Here is a 17,020-nt window from a genome sequence, read left to right as displayed (position 1 = left end):
GCGGCGCCGGCCTCGGCGGCTGCTTCTCCCTCTACCTGGTGGTCGCGCTGGACCACCTGCCCCGCCCCGAAGACGCCGCCGCGCTCGGCGCGCTGATGCAGGGCGGCGGCTTCCTGCTGGCCGGCTGCGCGCCGTGGCTGGCGGCGGTGTTGCACGACGCCACCGGCAGCTTCGCCGCCGCCTGGTGGTACCACCTCGCCGCCGTCGTGCTGGTGATGCTGGCCACCACCCGCTTCGATCCGCGCCGGTATCTGCTGGCGATGCCGAGCCGGGCCTGATGGCTGCTGCCTGCGAAGGCGAAGGCTTCGGTCTTCGCCTTCGGCCACATCGGCTCTCCTTCATCTCTTTCCGACGCTACGAGTTCGCCCGCATGGCCGCTGCAACGGGGCACACTGCACGACGATGCGTACCCGTTTCTGCGTACCGCAGCCGCGCTGCCGAAGCCGACCGTACCCGTTTCTGCGTAGGCCGGCCCGGACTTCCAATCAGGTCTTGATCCCCAGCTTTTCGATCAGCGCCTTGAAGGTAGCGTTGTCGCGGGCGATCACGCGCTTGAAGGCGGCTTCGTCCAGATAGCCTTCGCCCATGTTCTGCTTGGCCATCGTCTCGCGCAGTGCGGGGTCCTGCATGGTCTTGGCGATGGCGCTGCCCAGGCGGGCGACCACGTCCGGTGGCGTGCCCTTGGGCGCCGCGATGCCGCGCCAGCCGTGAATGACCAGATCGACGTTGCGCTCCTTCAGTGTGGGGATATTCTCCCAGCCGGCCTTGATCCGCTGCTCGGACATCACCGCGAGCGGGCGGATCTTGCCGGCGGCCACATAGGTCGCCACTTCGACCGGCGTCACCGCCACCGCTTCGATATGTCCGCCGAGCAGATCGAGCACCGCCGGATTCGCGCCGCGGAACGGCACATGGTTCAAGCGCACGCCGGCCTTGTCCTCCAGCGCGGCGGCGGACAGATGGCCGAGCGAGCCGGGGCCGGCATTGCCCACGCGTATCGAATCGGGCTGCTTGCGGGCGGCCGCCAGGAACGCCTCGATGGTCGTGAAGGGCGAATCGGCGCGCACCGCGATGGTGGCCGGGTCCGCGTTCAGGCGCGCGACTGGCGTCATGTCGTCGGCGGTGAATTTGGCCAGACCCAGATGCGGGATCATCGTCAGCTCGACCGTGATCACCGCCAGCCGATAGCCGTCGGGCTTGGCGCTGACCAGATCAGCCCAGCCCACCGCGCCGCTGGCGCCCGACTTGTTCAGGATCACCAGGTTCTGCGGCAGATGCTTGCGCGCGGCCTCGGCGAAGGCGCGCGCAAGCACATCGGTGCCGCCGCCCGCCGCGAACGGCACGATCAGTTCGATCGGGCGCGACGGGTAGGCGCCGCCCTGGGCCAGCGCCGGGCAGGCCGCGGTGGCAGACATCGCAGCGAGCGCGCGCAGCACGGCGCGGCGTTGATGAAGCGGTTCATTCATGACGAAAACTCCGGGGTACGGTAAAGACTGGAGCGAGAGCAGGAGCGAGGAGAGAACCGGCGCAGGCCGCGCTCAATCGAGCCGGATGCCGGCGGCCTTGATCACGCCGGACCACAGCTTCTGCTCGCTGCGCGTGAAATCGCCGAACTCCGCGGCGGACATCGGCATCGGCTGGATGCCAAGCTCCTCGAGCTTGGCGCGCGTGCCCGGATGGCGCAGCGCGGCGACCAGTTCCTGGTTGAGCCGCGCGACGACCGGCTGCGGCAGCTTGGCCGGGCCGACAAAGCCCTGCCATGCATAGGCCTCGAAGCCCGCGAGTTCGGGCAGGCCGGATTCGGCCATGGTCGGCACGTCGGGCAGGATCGGCAGTCGCTGGGGCGTGGCCACGGCCAGCACGCGGATCTTGCCGGCGCGGATCATCGACAGGCTCGGCGGCAGGTCGACGAACATGGTCTGCACCTGGCCCGCCATCAGGTCCTGCAGCGCCGGCGACGAGCCCTTGTAGGGCACGTGCAGGATGTCGGTGCGCGTGCGCTGCTTGAACAGTTCCAGCGCGACATGCAGCGGCGAGCCGGGCCCCGACGACGCCGACGAAATGCGCCCGGGCGACTTGCGCACCAGCGCGACGAACTCCTTCAGGTCGCGCGCCGGAAAGGACGGATGCACGGCCAGCACCAGCGGCATCCGGCCCAGTCCACCGATGAAGGTGAAGTCCTTGCCCGCGTCATAGGTCAGGCTCGAATACATTGCCGGGTTGAACGCCAGCGTGCCCGAGTCCGCGGTGCCGACCGTGTAGCCGTCGGGCGCCGATCGCGCGATGGCGGTGGCACCGATGATGCTGGCCGCGCCGGGCCGGTTCTCGACCACCACCGGCTGGCCGAGGTCTTGGCCCATGCGCTGCGCCAGATTGCGCGCAATCACGTCGGTAGTGCCGCCGGCACGATCCATTTGACGGGCTGGCTGGGAAAGGTCTGCGCGCCGGCCGTGGCAACGCAGGCAAGCGTCGTGGCCAGTGTCGTGGCGAGCGTGGCGAACGCGCGGGCAATGCCGCGTGGGATGCGGGTCTTCATGGTGTCGTCTCCTGTCTTGGCGGGAACTGCGGTGTTCCCTTGTCGTATGGCGATGCGGGTGTCCGCCCTGCGGCGGGGATCAAGCGGGTTCGGCGTTTGAGCAGTGTCGGGCGGCACTCGAGCGGCACTGGCGCGGCGCTTCAGCGCGGCGCCATCAGCCACTCATGCGCGGGGTCGTTGCGGAAGGCCCAGCGCCGTTCCGGCCCGGCCATCGTGTTCAGGTAATAGAGGTCGTAGCCGTACGGCGCCGTGCACGGGTGATAGCCGCGCGGCACGAGCACCGCATCGCGATGCTCGACCGCCATCGCCTCGTCGAGACTGCGGTCGTCGGTATAGACGCGCTGGAAGGCGAAGCCCTGCGAGGGATTGAGCTGGTGGTAATAGACCTCCTCCAACGCGGTTTCGGCCAGCGGGTCGCTCGCGTCGGCGCTGTCGTGCTTGTGCGGCGGATAGCTGGACGAATGCCCCCCGGGCGTGATCACCTCGACCACCAGCAGCGATTCGGCGGCCTCGGTCTCGGGCAGGATGTCGCAGACATGGCGGGTGTTGGCGCCTTGACCGCGGACGCTGCGCCGCATCTGCGCGGGCTCGATCACGCGGCATGGCAGGCGGCCCTCGGCCGGTGCGGTACTGAACGCGATCTCCGCCGCATCGCGCGCGATGACTTGCACGTCGCGGCCCGGCGGCACATAGACGGCATACGGGGACTGTTCTTCGAAGACCGACCGGCGGCTGCCCAGCGCGCTGAACCGCTGCGTGCCGACCACCACGTCGAGCTGCCCCGACAACACCGTGATGCACAGCTCGCGCGCGCCGGTGGACAACGCTTCGGCCTCGCCGGCGTCGAGCCGGATTGCACGAAAGCCGATATAGCGCCAGCCGGCCGACTGCGGCGTGATGTCGACGATATGGCGGCCCGGCTGGGCCTTGACCAGCAGGCTGCCGGTGTTGCGCATCGACCTCGGATTCATGCTGCCTCCCGTGTGGTGCTGTCGCCCGTGGGCGCGGGCCGGGTGCTGCGCCAGCCTGCAATGAGCCGGCGGAAGTTGGCGGCGACCCTTGCCTGGAAGGCGTCGTCGTCCAGTTCGCGGCGCAGCCACGCAAGACTCGCCTCGGCCCATACCGAGCGGCCGATCATGAAGCCCTTGACCAGCGGCGAGCTGGCTTGCGCGAAGCCATCGAGCAGTTGCTCGAGCGGCTGGTTCAGGCCAAGAATCACCGCCCCGCGGCACCAGGGGTCGCGCTCCTGCACGAGCCGGTCCAGCGCCTGCCATTGCGCTGCCGACATCGCGCCGACCTTCCACCATTCCGGCTTCAGGCCGATGTCGTAGAAGTGGCGGATCGCGCGGACCACCGCTTCGCCCCGGTCATCCGGTGCCAGCGTGTCCTTGGGCGGAATGACCTCGAGCAGCAGCTCGTGGCCGCTGTGGCGGGTCGCTTCCCATACGGCCTGCAGGTAGTCGTCCTGCTCCGCGCGCAGCGCGGCCGGATCGTCCGGGTGATAGAACACCAGGCACTTGACGACCTGCTCGCGCGGCCAGTGCGCCAGCTCGGAAGCGAGCGAGCGCGTGCCGTCGAAGCGCAACGGCCGCGAACCGGGCAGCTCGATCGGGCGGCCCACCCACCAGCCCCGACCGGTGGCCTGATGCAGCGCCGATTCGCCCAGCCGGCCGTCGATCAGCACGCCGATCTTGCCGCCGCAGCCCGGATCGCATTCGACCTCGGCCACCACTTCGTTGATCAGCCGCTTGAGCCGCGGGATCTCGGCCACGTTGGCGCCTGCCGCGCGCGCCAGCTCCTCGAATTGCGAGCGATGGTCGTAGGCCAGCACGTACAGCTCGGGCCACGGTTGGCGCGGCGCCGACACGCGATGCAGATGGGCCAGCGTCGGATCGCGGTCCGGCCGCGGATGCCGATGGCCGGAGAACCAGTGCGCCAGCTCGGCGGGCGTAGGCATCGCCGGCGCGCAGCCGTGCCGCGACACCACGATGGCGCCGCACGCATTGGCGATGGCAGCGGATTCGCGCCAGTCCTTGCCGCACAGCAGGCCGGCGAGCAGGCCCGAGGCGAAGGCATCGCCGGCGCCGAGCACGTTGAGCACCTCGACCCGCTCGCCCAGCACCGTCAGCGCATCGTCCAGCGTCGGCGGAATCTCGCCGGTGACGATCGTGCAGCCGAGCGGTCCGCGCTTGACCACCAGGGTGGCCTGCGTGCAGGCGCGCACCTGGCGCAGGCTGGCCATCAGGTCGCCTTCGACGCCGCCGGCGATCAGCCATTCCTCCTCGGTGCCGATGATCAGTTCGAACGCGCCGAGCTGCGCCTGCAGGTGGCGGCTGACCTCGGCATTGCCGATATAGCGCGTCTCGCCGTCGCCCTTGCCGGTCAGGCCCCACAGCACCGGGCGGTAGTCGATGTCCAGCACGCGCACCACGCCGTGGCGCCCGGCGATCTCGAGGGCGCGCCGCGAGGCGGCCAGCACGCCGGGCGTGCTCAGATGCGTGCCGGTGATGACCAGGCTGCGGCAGCGGGCCAGAAAGGCGGCGTCGATGGCCTCGGCATCCAGCGCCATGTCGGCGCAGTTCTCCCGCGCGAACAGCAGCGGGAAGGTGTCCTGGTCCTTGATGCCCAGGAGTACCATGCCGGTCAGCCGCGCGGCGTCGATCTGCACCCGGCTGACGTCGCAGCCCTCGCGGCGCAGCGTGTCGAGCAGGAAGCGCCCGTTCTGCTCGTTGCCGACGCGCGAAATCATCGCCGAGCGCAAGCCGAGCCGCGCGGTGCCGAAGGCGATATTGGCCGACGAGCCGCCCAGGTATTTGGCGAAGGTGCTGGCCGCCTCGAGGCTGCAGCCGATCTGCTGCGCATAGAGATCGACCGCCAGCCGGCCAAGGCAGGCCACATCGAAATCGCGCTGATCGGGAAATGGGAGGGTGCGCATGGAGGTGCTGTCTCTGTCTGCTGTCTTGTCTTGTCTTGGTCGCTGCCGTGGATCGGGACCGAGCGGCTGCGCCAGCGATGGAAGCGATGATAGCGCGAGAATAGAAAATTTGTTCTGTTTTTTGTTGTGTGAGAAAATAAATTCCAATTCAATGCCTGTCTCTCCACATGCGGCCTGCACGATGCTGCCGCCGGAGAGGCAGCGCGGCGGCACCGAACACCGATGAGCGAATCCCTTCCCTACGCAGACGCCGATCAATTCCTGGCCGCCGTGCGCGCCGGCTTCCCACAACTGAGCAGGCAGCTCAAGGCGATCGCGCAGTACGTCGAGAGCCATCGCGAGCAGCTGGTGCTCGACGGCGTCAACGAGTCGGCCCGCCATTGCGGCGTGCAGCCTTCGGCCATGGTCCGCTTCGCCAAGCATTTCGGACTGTCGGGGTATTCGCAGATGCAGGCGCTGTTCCGCGCCGCGGCGGCCCGGCAGCTGGCGCCCAATCGGGACTATCGCGACCGGCTGCGCGCGCTGATCGGCAGCAAGGGCGGTCCGCTGGCGCCGGCGGACATCGCGCACGAGGTCATCGCGGGCAGCCTCGACAGCCTCGAGGCCCTGCAGCGCGAGGTCGACGGCGAACGCTTCGGCCAGGCCGTCGAGATGCTGGTCGAGGCGCCGTCGATCTGGCTGGTGGCATCGCGACGGGCTTTCCCGGTGGGCGCCTACCTCGCCTACGCGCTGCAGCACACCAGCAAGCCGATCCAGTGGCTCAATGGCCTTGGGCATATGCAGCAGGGCCAGCTGCGCGCCATCCAGCCGGGCGACGTGATGATCGCGGTCTCGTTCGCGCCCTATGCCGAGGAAACGCTGGCGTGCGTCCGGACCGCCGCCGCGCAGGGCGCGCGCATCGTCGCACTGAGCGACAGCGCGCTCGGCCCGCTGGCCGAACACGCCAGCGTGCTGCTGCAGGTCCAGGACGGCGCGACCTTCGGCTTCCGCTCGCTGACCAGCACGCTGTGCCTGGCGCAATCGCTGTTCCTCGCGGTCGCCTACCGGCTCGAGATCGAGTACACCAGCACGGCGCACTGACGCGCCCACGGCGGGTTCCCCGGCTGATTGGCTGATTCCCTGGCCGATTCAACGGCCGACTTACTGGCTGTTCCCTGGCCTGTTCGCTGACCTGTTCGCTGGCCGATTTGCTCGCCGATTCGCTGGCCAATTCGCAGGCTCGGCGTGCCGATCGGCATGCCGCCCTGCCCGCATTCATTTCCGATGTAACGCCACATTACGCACGCGCAACGCGGCGCGGCGATTCCACACGCGTTCATCCTGGCGAAAAAGCCTTGCCGCGCAAGGAGATACGCCAATCGACGCCGTCGCTCGACGCGGCCGCGGCGACGCGATGGCGCTGTGAGAGTGCCTTACAAGTGCAACGGCCGCCGCAGCGGGGGCACCGCTACATTGCAGCCATGTTCAACGCGCCCCGCCAAGGAGCCCACAGATGAAACGAACCCTCTCCATCCTCGTGCTGCTGTCCGCCACCGCCGCCATGCTGTCCGCCTGCATCGTCGTGCCGCATGGACATGGGCACGGGCATCACCATCGCCATCACCGCTATTGATGGAATTGCGGCCGCGCCAACGGCCCCGAACCGCATCGCAGTGCATCACCGCAACGCCCAGCTTGTTACCCGGACCAGGAGTACCTCATGACCCGCCCTCTGATTCTCGCGCTCGCCACCCTCGCCGCCGGCTCGGCCTTCGGCCTCGTGTCGCCGGCCCAGGCGCATGACGGCCATCGCTACGATCGCGACCATGGCTATCGCCGTGACGCGCCGCCACCGCCGCGCTACGAAGCGCCACGGGCCGCACGCCGGGGACAGGTTTGGGTGCCGGGCTACTGGCGTGCCGCCGGTCCGCGCTATGTATGGCAACCGGGCCATTGGGAACGCGCCCGCCCCGGCTACCGCTATGTGCCCGAGCGCTGGGTGCGCGGGCCGCACGGCTGGGTGATGCGGCCGGGACACTGGGTGCGATAAACCCGCCCGCTGTCTCGCTGGAACGAGAGAAGCGCCCCCATCCACTCTCTTTGTTTGAGCCCCGCAGGGCCGGCCATTGCGCCGGCCCTTTTTGTCATCGCTGCGCCACCTGCGGCGCGAGACGGTGACCGTCGATCTCTGTTGCCTAACAAACATTGCTGCGGGACAGCGGTCGATACACTTGCCCTGACGGTTTCACCCAATCGCATCGGCGCGCGCAGCGGCCGGTTGGAGGTGTCATGGCAAGCGAGAATCGAATCGTACCGGTGGTGCTGTGCGGCGGCACCGGCTCGAGGTTATGGCCGCTGTCGCGCGACGGCCATCCGAAGCAGTTCCTGCGTCTGCTTGGCGACCATACCTTGCTGCAGGACACGTTGCTGCGCGTGCGCGGTATCGACGGCGTCGGCGCGCCGATCCTCGTCAGCAATGAAGCGCACCGCTTCGTCGTCGCCGAACAGGCGCGCGAGATCGGCTGCGAACCGGCGGCGATCCTGCTCGAGCCGCATGCGCGCAACACCGCGCCGGCGGCCGCGGTCGCCGCGATCAAGGCTCAGGCGGGCGGCGACGATCCGATCCTGCTGGTGCTGCCGTCGGACCATCTGGTCCGCGACCACGCGGCGTTCGCGCGCTCGGTCACCGCCGCCAGCGTGGCCGCCGCGGCGGGCGCTGTTGCCACGCTGGGCGTGGTGCCGACCTTCCCGGCCACCGGCTACGGCTATATCAAGGCGGTGCCGACCAACGATGGCGCGCTGATGACGGTCAAGCGATTCGTCGAGAAGCCTTCGCTGGAGCAGGCCACCGACTTCCTCGGCGAAGGCAATTGCTTCTGGAACAGCGGCATGTTCCTGTTCCGCGCCTCGGTCTATCTCGATGCGCTGCGGCAGTTCGCCCCCGACATCCTGCGTGCCGCCGAACAGGCGGTGGCGCGCGGCAAATCCGATCTGGACTTCTGCCGGCTCGATGCCGATGCCTTCGGCGCGTGCCCGTCCGATTCGATCGACTATGCGGTGATGGAGCATCTGCGCGACGGGCGCATGGCGCCGCTCGCGGCCGACTGGAGCGATATCGGCTCGTGGGACGCGGTGTGGAAGGCGGCCGAGAAGACCGAAGGCAACAACGCGGCGGTCGGCAACGTGGTCACGCACGGCGCGCGCGATTGCCTGGTCCACGCCTCGCATCGGATGGTGGCGGTGGCCGGGCTCGACAGCGTGATCGTGGTGGAGACGCCCGACGTCGTGCTGGTCGTCCACAAGGACCATGCGCAGGACGTCAAGCAGCTGGTCGAAGCGCTGCGCGCGCAGGGACGCCCCGAGGCCACGCAGCATCGACAGGTCTACCGGCCGTGGGGCTCGTACGACAGCGTCGACCACGGCCAGCGCTATCAGGTCAAGCGCATCAGCGTCAAACCCGGCGCCAAGCTGTCGCTGCAGAAGCATCACCACCGCGCCGAGCACTGGGTGGTGGTGTCGGGCACCGCGCGCGTGCGCCGCGGCGACGTCGAATTCCTGCTGACCGAGGATCAGTCCACCTATATCCCGATCGGCGAAACCCACAGTCTAGAAAATCCCGGCCGGATCCCGCTCGAGTTGATCGAGATCCAGTCCGGCTCGTACCTTGGCGAAGACGACATCATCAGGATGGCAGACATTTATGGGCGCACTTGACCTGCAACCGCTCGGCCCGCTCGCGGCCGGCGATCTCGAACTCCAGCCGCGGCAGCACGACGAGGCGTCGGCCGGCAGCGGGGCACGCCGCAAGCGTGCGCTGATCACCGGCATCACCGGCCAGGACGGCGCCTATCTGTGCGAGCTGCTGCTGGCCAAGGGCTACGAGGTCCATGGCATCAAGCGCCGCAGCTCGCTGTTCAATACCGAGCGGATCGACCATCTGTACCAGGACCCGCAGGCCCCCGACCGCCGCCTGTTCCTGCACCACGGCGACATGACCGATACCGCCAGCATGGTGCGCGTGGTGCAGCAATCGCAGCCCGACGAGATCTACAACCTGGCGGCGCAAAGCCACGTGCAGGTGTCGTTCGAGGAGCCGGAATACACCGCGAACACCGATGCGCTCGGTACGCTGCGGCTGCTCGAAGCCATCCGCATCCTCGGCCTGGAAAAGACCACGCGCTTCTACCAGGCGTCGACCTCGGAGCTGTACGGCCTGGTGCAGGAGATTCCGCAGAAGGAAACCACGCCGTTCTATCCGCGCAGCCCGTATGCGGCCGCCAAGCTCTACGCGTACTGGATCACGGTGAACTACCGCGAGGCGTATGGCATGTACGCCTGCAACGGCATCCTGTTCAACCACGAGAGCCCGTTGCGCGGCGAGACCTTCGTGACGCGCAAGATCACGCGCGCCATCGCGCGGATCGCGCTCGGCCTGCAGGACACGCTGCACCTGGGCAACCTGTCCTCGCTGCGGGACTGGGGCCATGCGCGCGACTACGTGCAGATGCAATGGATGATGCTGCAGCAGGCACAGGCGGAGGACTTCGTGATCGCCACCGGCGAGCAGCACAGCGTGCGCGAATTCGTGCAGCGGGCCGCCGCCGAACTGGGCATCACGGTACGTTTCGAAGGCAGCGGGGTTGACGAGATCGGCGTGATCGACGCGATCGACAACAGCCGCCACCAGCTGGCGCCCGGACGCAAGGTCGGCGACGTGATCGTGCGGGTCGATCCACGCTACTTCCGCCCCACCGAGGTCGACACGCTGCTGGGCGATCCCACGCGGGCGCGCGAGCGGCTGGGATGGTCGCCGACCACCACCTTCGATGAACTGGTACGCGAGATGATCGGCGCCGACTACGCGGCGGCGCGGCGCGATGCCCTGTGCAAGCTGGCAGGCTTCCGCGCCTACGATCACCACGAATGATGGGCTGATGGCAAACGCGTCAGTGCGGCGGCGCGCAAGCGCCGGCGCATGGATGGCGGCCCGGGCCTGCTGCGGCGGGCCCGGGCCGCGCAAAGAAAGAGGAAAGCGTGGAGCGGATATTGCGCGGCATCGGCGCCAACGCCCTTGGGCAGGTGGTCACCATCCTGACCCAGCTGCTCAGCGTGCCGCTGTTCCTGGCGGCCTGGGGGCCCGAGCGCTACGGCACCTGGTTGATGGTCATTGCGGTACCGGTCTATCTGGGGCTCGCCGACCTGGGCTTCACCGGCGTGGCGGTCAATCGCATCAACATGAGCATCGCGGCGGGCAACCAGCGCGCCGCCGTGGTGTGCTACCAGTCGACGCTGGTGCTGCTGCTGTCGATCGGCGCCGTGCTGGGCGGGATGGCGATGCTGGCCGGCGCCGCCTTCGGCGACGCGATCGAGGGATGGACCGGCCTGGCCGGCGGCGCGGCGGTGCTGGCGATGCTGATGATCGCGATCTACGTGGTCGGCTACATGTTTGCACTGCTGTCGCACGGCGTGTTCTACAGCGTGGGGCGCTACGCCGAGGCCATCATGTGGTTGAACCTGTTCCGGCTGCTCGAATTCGTCGCGCTCGCCGCCGGCGTGCTGCTGTTCGATGGCGGCTTCCTGCTGCTGCTGACGCTGCTGGCTATTGTGCGGGTACTGCTGGTGGTGGTGACGTATGTGCGGATGGTGCGCCTGGCCGCATGGGCGCGCGCCGGCGTATCGGCGTTTTCGCGAGCCGAACTGCGCGAGATGCTGCTGCCCGCGCTGGCGCTCAATGCCTTCCCGATCGGCAACGCCCTCAATATGCAGGGCATGGTGCTGTGCGCGGGCTTTGTCTTCGGTCCCGCCTTCGTCGCCTACTTCAGCGCGATGCGCACGCTCTCGCGCATCCCCTACCAGCTGGGCCAGCTGATCAGCCAGTCGCTGTCTCCCGAGATCGGCCGGCTCTATGGCCAGCGCAACGCGCGCGCGCTGCGCGCCCTGTTCCGTCATGCGCTCAGCGCCTCGGTGGGATTGGCCGGTGCCTGCGGCGTGTTCCTGTATATCGCCGGTGAATGGATCTGCCAGCTGTGGACGCATGGCAAGATCGCGCCGATCCATCCCGACTACAGCTGGCTGCTGGCGGCCGCGGTGGTCAATTCGCTGTGGCATACGGCATCGGTGATGGTGACCTCGACCAACAACCACGCACGGCTGTCGCTGGTGTATCTGGCGGCAAACGCCGCCGGTCTGCTGATCGCGGTGGCGGGCGGCAAGCTGCTGGGCCAGGCGGCGGTGTCGTTCGGCGTGCTTGCCACCGAGCTGCTGATCCTGCTGGCGCTGCTGCCGCTGATACACGGTTTCGCTCGGCACGGATTGGCCGGGGTGCTGGCCAAGCCCTGAACCGGTCAAGCTCTGAACCGGTCAAGCCCTGAACGGATCATCCCCTCGTTGGCTGTCATTGCGGCGGATGCAGGCAGCGGATGCAGGCGGCGGATGCGCGGCGGATGCGGAGATGGGCGTCTTCGCGAGCCGCCGGGTCCCCCGCGGGCGCGGGGACGACGCATCTGACATCGGGCGCCGTGCGCACCGTCAGACGATATACCCTTCCTCGCGCCGGAAATAAGCCAGGTCCTCGGGCAGTTCCTGCACCGCCTTCGCCGGGCAGCCGCCGTACAGCATGTGTGGCGCCGCCATGCTGCGGTTCAGCACCGCGCCGGCGGCCAGCACGCTGTAGTCGGGCAGTGCCGCGCCGGGCAGCAGGATCGAGCCGGTGCCGACGAAGCAGTAGGCGCCGATCGTCACTGGCGCGCAGCGCTGGCGCGATTCGCGGATCGACACGCTGTGCGTCAGGATCTGGCTGCGATAGCCCGCCACCGTCGAATACGCACCGACCGTGATGGTGTCGGTGCAATCGAGGATATGGCGGGAGGTGATCGCGGCATGCCGGCCGATCACCAGTGCCGGGTCGCGGTCGGCGGCATCGCGAAAATGCGGCGAATCGGTCAGCCCCTGCGGGAATCCCGACACCCAGTTCAGGCTGCCGAGAATGGCATGCTCGCCCAGGCTCAGCCGGCGGATGCCCTTGACCAGCGTCAGGTGGGCGATGTGCGAGTGCGGCCCCATCTCGAGCTCGTCGCACAGCACCAGCGACCAGCCGATGCGCGCGCTCGGATCGATGCGCGCGCCGCAGAAGCGGTTCAGCAGCCGCCGCCGCAGCGGCCACGGCAGGCCGATCGAGACGGCCGCCAGCACTTTCCGGATCATGACTGCCTCCCGAACACGGGGCCGCGTACCACGCGCTCATAGGCGGCGCGCGGATTGGCCAGATGCTTGGTCACGCGGAACCAGGCCGACGCCAGATCGTCGTAGCGGCGGCGATCGCGCCCCAGAATCTTGCGGAACATGCGCTGCTCGAACTGCCGGTGCGCCTCGGCCATCCGCGCCGAGCCGGTGATCGACTCGGCGTAGACGCGGTAGCAGCTGAGAAAGTCGGGCACATTGCGGAAGGTGGCTCCGGCCAGCGCCATGTCGACCACCAGTTCGCCGTCCCAGTTCGAGCGGTTCTCGACATTGAAGCCGCCGACCGCGCGATAGGTCTCGGCGCGAAAGAAGGTCGACGGCTGGATCGCAATGCTGGCGCCATAGGCGGCGCGCCGCAGGCCGAAGCGGTCGGAGTAGACGCGCCGGACCAGTGCGCCCTCGCCGTCGATCACGTAGCCGTTGCCGCAGATCACGTCGGACGACGGATAGCGGCGGAAGTAGGCGGCCACCTTGGCGAACGCCTCCGGCAGGAACAGGTCGTCGGAGTTCAGGTAGCAGAAGATCTCCCCCGTCGCCGCCGCGAAGCCCTTGTTCAGGCCGTCGGCGGGGCCGTTGTCGGGCTCGAGGATGCAATGGTCGATCGACCTGGCATGGCGCGCGATGATGTCGCGGCTGCCATCGGTCGAGCCCGGATCGACCACGATGTATTCGATCTCGCAACCGCGCTGGCCCGTGACCGAACGGATCGCCTGCTCCAGATACCGCGCCTGGTTGAACGAGACCGTCACCACGCTGAATTTCATTGCACGCTCCGCAGCTGGCGATTGCGGGAGGCATGGTGCCAGGCGAACAGCATGCCGAGGAACAGCGCGGACTCCCAGCGGTGGTCCGCCGAGAACGGCGAGAAGAACACGTCCCAGACGAACTGCGCGGTGCCGACATAGAAGAAGATCGGCAGCGTGGGAATATTGCGCACGAACAACCACAGCGTGCGGGCCAACATGCAGATCCAGTAGAGGCCGCCGACGAGGCCGCTCCAGATCAGCGCGCCCATCAGGAAGGAGTGGGCGGGAATCAGCGTGTCGTCGGTGACGACGATCTTGTCGTCGAGCGCGGCCCCCATCTGGTAGACCATCACGCTGTAGGCGTCCTGGTAGCCGTTGCGGTCGATCGCCCACGAGCCATGGCCGAGCAGCGGCGCATCGAGGAAGGCGCGCATCGAGATCAGGATCTCCGAGCGGCCGCCGAACAGGATGCCGAGCTCGCTGGTGGCCTGCACGGTGTATTTGTGCGCGGCTTCGGGGGTGAGGAAGCCGAACTCGCCGGCATGCGCGAAGACCATCGAGAACAGCGCGTTGAGCGCCGCGATCACCAGCACCAGTACGCCGAACAGCAAGGGAATGCCGCCGCGCGCATTGGTCAGGCTGCGCACCCACGCAACCACGGCGCTACGGCGCAGCAGGTAGATCACCAGCGCCAGCAGCGGCAGCCCCGCCGCGCTGCGGAAGTCGAACGCCGCGGACACGGCGCAATAGGCCAGGATGCACAGCGCGATGCGCAGCGCGCCGGCGCGTGCCAGCGCCAGATAGCACAGCAGCAGCATCAGCACCGGCGTCGCATAACCCCACTTCCAGGGGTTGTACAGCATCTCCTCGGTCGGGGCCCGGCTCACGTTGAAGATCTCGCTGAGCGCGGCGCCGATCAGAAAATACCAGATCCGCTTCGGACTGCCCTGGCTGAAGTGCGTGCCGATCGCGAACACCGTCAGGAAGAACACGCCCGGCGCCAGCACGCCTTTGATCGAACTGGTCAGCGGCGTGCTGTTGGACAGGTCCGACAGCGCCTGGGCGAACGCCCACATCAATGTCAGGCCGAGGAAGGTGGCATAGCCGCGCTCGATCCGCAGCGTCGACAGCATCGCCAGGCCGTATGCCGCCGCGATGAATTCGCCGACGTACACTTCGCCGATCACATTGAGCTTGATCGCACACAGTGCGCCGAGCCCGAGGTACAGCAGCAGGGCGGCGTGGCTGGTGCGGGCGCCGATCGGCAGGGTCGAGGTGGTTTGCATGGTCTGACCGCCTTCTGAGTCGGTGAGCGGGTATGCCGTGCGGGACCAGGGCGGAACCGGACATCCGGACCCGCGAGCCCACGGACCCGCATGGCCGCACGATGCCGGGGGGTAAGCATGTTTTCCGTTCGATGGCGCACACCGGTTCGAGCCGCCCCGCGCCAATGTGCGCAAGCCCACAGTCGGGAGCGGGATCGCGCGCTAGAGTCCGTCCAGTGCACGCCCTTCCGGGTGCAGACCGGCGTTCCCGATCCTCGCCCGATCGCCACGCCGGTGGCCCAATTCGCCGATCCACAGTCAGTGTCACAGCCATGAATCAGCCTCCACAACGCATCTTCGTTGCCGGCCATCGCGGCATGGTCGGCGGCGCCATCGTGCGCGCGCTCGGCGCGCGTCCCGACATCACCGTGATCACCCGCACGCATGCCGAACTGGACCTGTGCGACCAGGCCAGGGTACGCGCCTTCTTCGCCGAGCAGCGCATCGATCAGGTCTACCTGGCCGCCGCACGTGTCGGCGGCATCCATGCCAACAACACCTATCCGGCCGAGTTCATCCAGCAGAACCTGCTGATCGCGGCCAACGTCGTTCATGAATCGTGGCGCTCGGGCGTCAAGCGGCTGCTGTTCCTCGGTTCGAGCTGCATCTATCCGGCCTTCGCCACGCAGCCGATCGACGAGGCGGCGCTGCTCACCGGCGCGCTGGAGCCGACCAACGCGCCGTATGCCATCGCCAAGATCGCCGGCATCAAGCTGTGCGAGAGCTACAACCGGCAATACGGCACCGACTTCCGCTGCGCGATGCCCACCAATCTGTACGGCCCCGGCGACAACTACCACCCGGAGAACAGCCACGTGATACCCGGCCTGCTGCGGCGCTTCCACGAGGCCAAGCAGAGCGGCGCCAGCGAGGTGGTGGTGTGGGGCACCGGCACGCCGCTGCGCGAATTCCTCTACGCCGACGATCTCGGCCAGGCCTGCGTGCACCTGATGGCGCTGCCGCAGCAGGAATATCGCAACCACGCCGGCGCGCCGGGTTTCTTCAATGTGGGCAGCCCCGACGAGGTCAGCATCCGCGTGCTGGCCGAGCTGATTGCCGACACCGTGGGCTTTCGCGGCGCGATCCGCTTCGACACCAGCAAACCCGACGGCACGCCGCGCAAGCGGCTGAACTCGCGCCGGATCGAGGCGACCGGCTGGAAGCCGACCGTGTCGCTGGTCGACGGACTGCGGCTGGCCTATCGCGACGCGCTGCAAAGCGGCCGCCTGGAGAGCCCGCCGCGGCGCCAGCCGCGGCTGGTCGCGCTGCGCTGAGCCCGCGCAGGTCCCGCCGATGAAGATCCTGCTGTACTGCCTCAATTACGCTCCCGAGCTGACCGGCATCGGCAAGTACACAGGCGAACAGGCTCGCTGGTTCGCCGCGCGCGGCCACCAGGTGCGCGTCGTCACGGCCCCGCCCTACTATCCGGCCTGGCGTGTCGGCGCCGGCTACCGCGCCTGGCAATACCGGCGCGAGCAACACGACGGCGTGCAGGTATGGCGCGCGCCGATCTGGGTGCCGCGCCGGCCGTCTGGCCTCAAGCGCGTGCTGCATCTGGCCAGCTTCGCGCTGAGCAGCCTGCCTTGCCTGCTGGCGCAATGGCGCTGGCGTCCGGACGTGGTGATGGTGGTCGAGCCGCCGCTGCTGTGCAGCCCCGCCGCGCTGCTGCTCGGCCGCTGGACCGGTGCGAAGACCTGGCTGCATGTGCAGGACTACGAGGTCGATGCCGCCTTCGCGCTCGGACTGCTGAAGCAGCCGTTGCTGCGCAGGCTCGCCTATGGGCTGGAGCGCCATGCGATGGCCGGTTTCGACCGCGTATCGACGATCTCCGAGGCAATGCTGCGGCTGGCGCGCGACAAGGGCGCGCCGGCCGCACGCACGCAACTGATTCCGAACTGGGTCGACCTGCGCGCGATCCAGCCCGGCCGCGGCAGTCTCTATCGGCGTCGGCTGGGCATTGCGCCCGATGCCACGGTGGCGCTGTACTCCGGCAACATGGGCAACAAGCAGGGGCTGGAAGTGTTGGCCGAGGCCGCGCGCCAGTTGCGCGACCGGCCAGACATCTGGTTCGTGCTGTGCGGAGACGGCGCGGGCCGTGCCGCGCTCGAGCAGGCGTGCGCCGGGCTGCCGCAGGTCCGTTTCCTGCCGCTGCAGCCGGCCTCGCGCTTTCCCGCGCTGCTGGCCGCCGCCGATCTGCATCTGCTGCCGCAGCGCGCCGATGCCGCCGACCTGGTGCTGCCGTCGAAGCTGGCGGGCATGC

At 68.4% G+C, this 17,020-nt stretch carries 13 protein-coding genes and 2 pseudogenes; 8 read left to right on the top strand and 7 right to left on the bottom strand.

The genetic code is table 11. The features are described 5' to 3' along the window. Positions 1–278, top strand: a pseudogene (locus tag AC6EI8_RS15410) (MFS transporter); the annotation flags it as partial. A 207-nt stretch (positions 279–485) separates the two neighbouring features. On the opposite strand, the gene AC6EI8_RS15405 reads toward AC6EI8_RS15410, so the two are convergent. The 4 genes and pseudogenes from AC6EI8_RS15405 to AC6EI8_RS15390 form a co-directional block, all read right to left on the bottom strand. After that, the gene (locus tag AC6EI8_RS15405; RefSeq protein ID WP_498382308.1) at positions 486–1,466 is read right to left on the bottom strand and encodes a tripartite tricarboxylate transporter substrate binding protein; all 981 of its coding nucleotides are present in this window, start codon (positions 1,464–1,466) and stop codon (positions 486–488) included. 72 nt (positions 1,467–1,538) lie between these two features. Next, a pseudogene (locus tag AC6EI8_RS15400) lies at positions 1,539–2,536 on the bottom strand (Bug family tripartite tricarboxylate transporter substrate binding protein). A gap of 140 nt (positions 2,537–2,676) precedes the next feature. Further along, the gene (iolB, locus tag AC6EI8_RS15395; RefSeq protein WP_226106894.1) at positions 2,677–3,507 is read right to left on the bottom strand and encodes a 5-deoxy-glucuronate isomerase; all 831 of its coding nucleotides are present in this window, start codon (positions 3,505–3,507) and stop codon (positions 2,677–2,679) included. Next, a complete protein-coding gene (locus AC6EI8_RS15390; protein ID WP_226106896.1) occupies positions 3,504–5,471 on the bottom strand; it encodes a bifunctional 5-dehydro-2-deoxygluconokinase/5-dehydro-2-deoxyphosphogluconate aldolase in 1,968 nt (655 codons plus the stop codon). Before AC6EI8_RS15390 ends, iolB begins: the two co-directional genes overlap by 4 nt. Positions 5,472–5,693: 222 nt before the next feature. On the opposite strand from AC6EI8_RS15390, the gene AC6EI8_RS15385 reads away from it, so the two are divergent. The 5 genes from AC6EI8_RS15385 (at position 5,694) to AC6EI8_RS15365 (ending at position 11,789) form a co-directional block, all read left to right on the top strand. Beyond that, positions 5,694–6,551: a MurR/RpiR family transcriptional regulator gene (locus AC6EI8_RS15385; RefSeq protein WP_226106898.1), complete on the top strand. Its 858-nt coding sequence runs from the start codon at positions 5,694–5,696 to the stop codon at positions 6,549–6,551. Positions 6,552–7,170: 619 nt separating this feature from the next. Next, positions 7,171–7,500 (top strand): YXWGXW repeat-containing protein, encoded by a 330-nt coding sequence (locus AC6EI8_RS15380; RefSeq protein WP_150084720.1) that lies wholly within the window; start codon positions 7,171–7,173, stop codon positions 7,498–7,500. A gap of 239 nt (positions 7,501–7,739) precedes the next feature. Continuing rightward, entirely contained in the window at positions 7,740–9,164 is a 1,425-nt protein-coding gene (locus tag AC6EI8_RS15375) for a mannose-1-phosphate guanylyltransferase/mannose-6-phosphate isomerase (RefSeq protein WP_226106900.1), read from the top strand. Next, positions 9,151–10,377 (top strand): GDP-mannose 4,6-dehydratase, encoded by a 1,227-nt coding sequence (gmd, locus tag AC6EI8_RS15370; protein WP_226106902.1) that lies wholly within the window; start codon positions 9,151–9,153, stop codon positions 10,375–10,377. Before AC6EI8_RS15375 ends, gmd begins: the two co-directional genes overlap by 14 nt. A gap of 107 nt (positions 10,378–10,484) precedes the next feature. Beyond that, positions 10,485–11,789: a lipopolysaccharide biosynthesis protein gene (locus tag AC6EI8_RS15365; RefSeq protein ID WP_226106904.1), complete on the top strand. Its 1,305-nt coding sequence runs from the start codon at positions 10,485–10,487 to the stop codon at positions 11,787–11,789. Between the two features lie 189 nt (positions 11,790–11,978). Here the strand turns inward: AC6EI8_RS15365 and AC6EI8_RS15360 are convergent, their stop codons facing one another. From AC6EI8_RS15360 to AC6EI8_RS15350, 3 genes are read right to left on the bottom strand one after another with little or no spacing between them, the layout of a single operon-like run. Continuing rightward, the gene (locus AC6EI8_RS15360; protein ID WP_006577967.1) at positions 11,979–12,653 is read right to left on the bottom strand and encodes an acyltransferase; all 675 of its coding nucleotides are present in this window, start codon (positions 12,651–12,653) and stop codon (positions 11,979–11,981) included. After that, positions 12,650–13,453 carry a glycosyltransferase family 2 protein gene (locus AC6EI8_RS15355; protein WP_150084717.1) on the bottom strand — a complete coding sequence of 268 codons (804 nt, stop codon included), beginning with the start codon at positions 13,451–13,453 and terminating at the stop codon, positions 12,650–12,652. Before AC6EI8_RS15355 ends, AC6EI8_RS15360 begins: the two co-directional genes overlap by 4 nt. Continuing rightward, entirely contained in the window at positions 13,450–14,721 is a 1,272-nt protein-coding gene (locus tag AC6EI8_RS15350) for a hypothetical protein (protein ID WP_149318563.1), read from the bottom strand. Before AC6EI8_RS15350 ends, AC6EI8_RS15355 begins: the two co-directional genes overlap by 4 nt. 311 nt (positions 14,722–15,032) lie before the next feature. Here AC6EI8_RS15350 and AC6EI8_RS15345 point away from each other — a divergent pair, with 311 nt between their 5' ends. Further along, the gene (locus AC6EI8_RS15345; RefSeq protein ID WP_149318564.1) at positions 15,033–16,034 is read left to right on the top strand and encodes a GDP-L-fucose synthase family protein; all 1,002 of its coding nucleotides are present in this window, start codon (positions 15,033–15,035) and stop codon (positions 16,032–16,034) included. A gap of 19 nt (positions 16,035–16,053) precedes the next feature. After that, positions 16,054–17,020, top strand: a 967-nt coding sequence (locus AC6EI8_RS15340; protein WP_498382307.1) for a WcaI family glycosyltransferase, incomplete at its 3' end; no start/stop codon positions are given.

Source organism: Cupriavidus sp. R6-3 (genome assembly GCF_059772245.1).
The sequence above is the reverse complement of the archived record's forward strand: the minus strand, read 5'-3'. Positions and strand labels throughout refer to the sequence as shown.

Excerpts from the sequence above, each read along its gene's own strand:
- AC6EI8_RS15405 (WP_498382308.1), bottom strand. The coding sequence starts at position 1,466 with ATGAATGAACCGCTTCATCAACGCCGCGCCGTGCTGCGCGCGCTCGCT.
- iolB (WP_226106894.1), bottom strand. The coding sequence starts at position 3,507 with ATGAATCCGAGGTCGATGCGCAACACCGGCAGCCTGCTGGTCAAGGCC.
- AC6EI8_RS15390 (WP_226106896.1), bottom strand. The coding sequence starts at position 5,471 with ATGCGCACCCTCCCATTTCCCGATCAGCGCGATTTCGATGTGGCCTGC.
- AC6EI8_RS15385 (WP_226106898.1), top strand. The coding sequence starts at position 5,694 with ATGAGCGAATCCCTTCCCTACGCAGACGCCGATCAATTCCTGGCCGCC.
- AC6EI8_RS15380 (WP_150084720.1), top strand. The coding sequence starts at position 7,171 with ATGACCCGCCCTCTGATTCTCGCGCTCGCCACCCTCGCCGCCGGCTCG.
- AC6EI8_RS15375 (WP_226106900.1), top strand. The coding sequence starts at position 7,740 with ATGGCAAGCGAGAATCGAATCGTACCGGTGGTGCTGTGCGGCGGCACC.
- gmd (WP_226106902.1), top strand. The coding sequence starts at position 9,151 with ATGGGCGCACTTGACCTGCAACCGCTCGGCCCGCTCGCGGCCGGCGAT.
- AC6EI8_RS15360 (WP_006577967.1), bottom strand. The coding sequence starts at position 12,653 with ATGATCCGGAAAGTGCTGGCGGCCGTCTCGATCGGCCTGCCGTGGCCG.
- AC6EI8_RS15355 (WP_150084717.1), bottom strand. The coding sequence starts at position 13,453 with ATGAAATTCAGCGTGGTGACGGTCTCGTTCAACCAGGCGCGGTATCTG.
- AC6EI8_RS15350 (WP_149318563.1), bottom strand. The coding sequence starts at position 14,721 with ATGCAAACCACCTCGACCCTGCCGATCGGCGCCCGCACCAGCCACGCC.
- AC6EI8_RS15345 (WP_149318564.1), top strand. The coding sequence starts at position 15,033 with ATGAATCAGCCTCCACAACGCATCTTCGTTGCCGGCCATCGCGGCATG.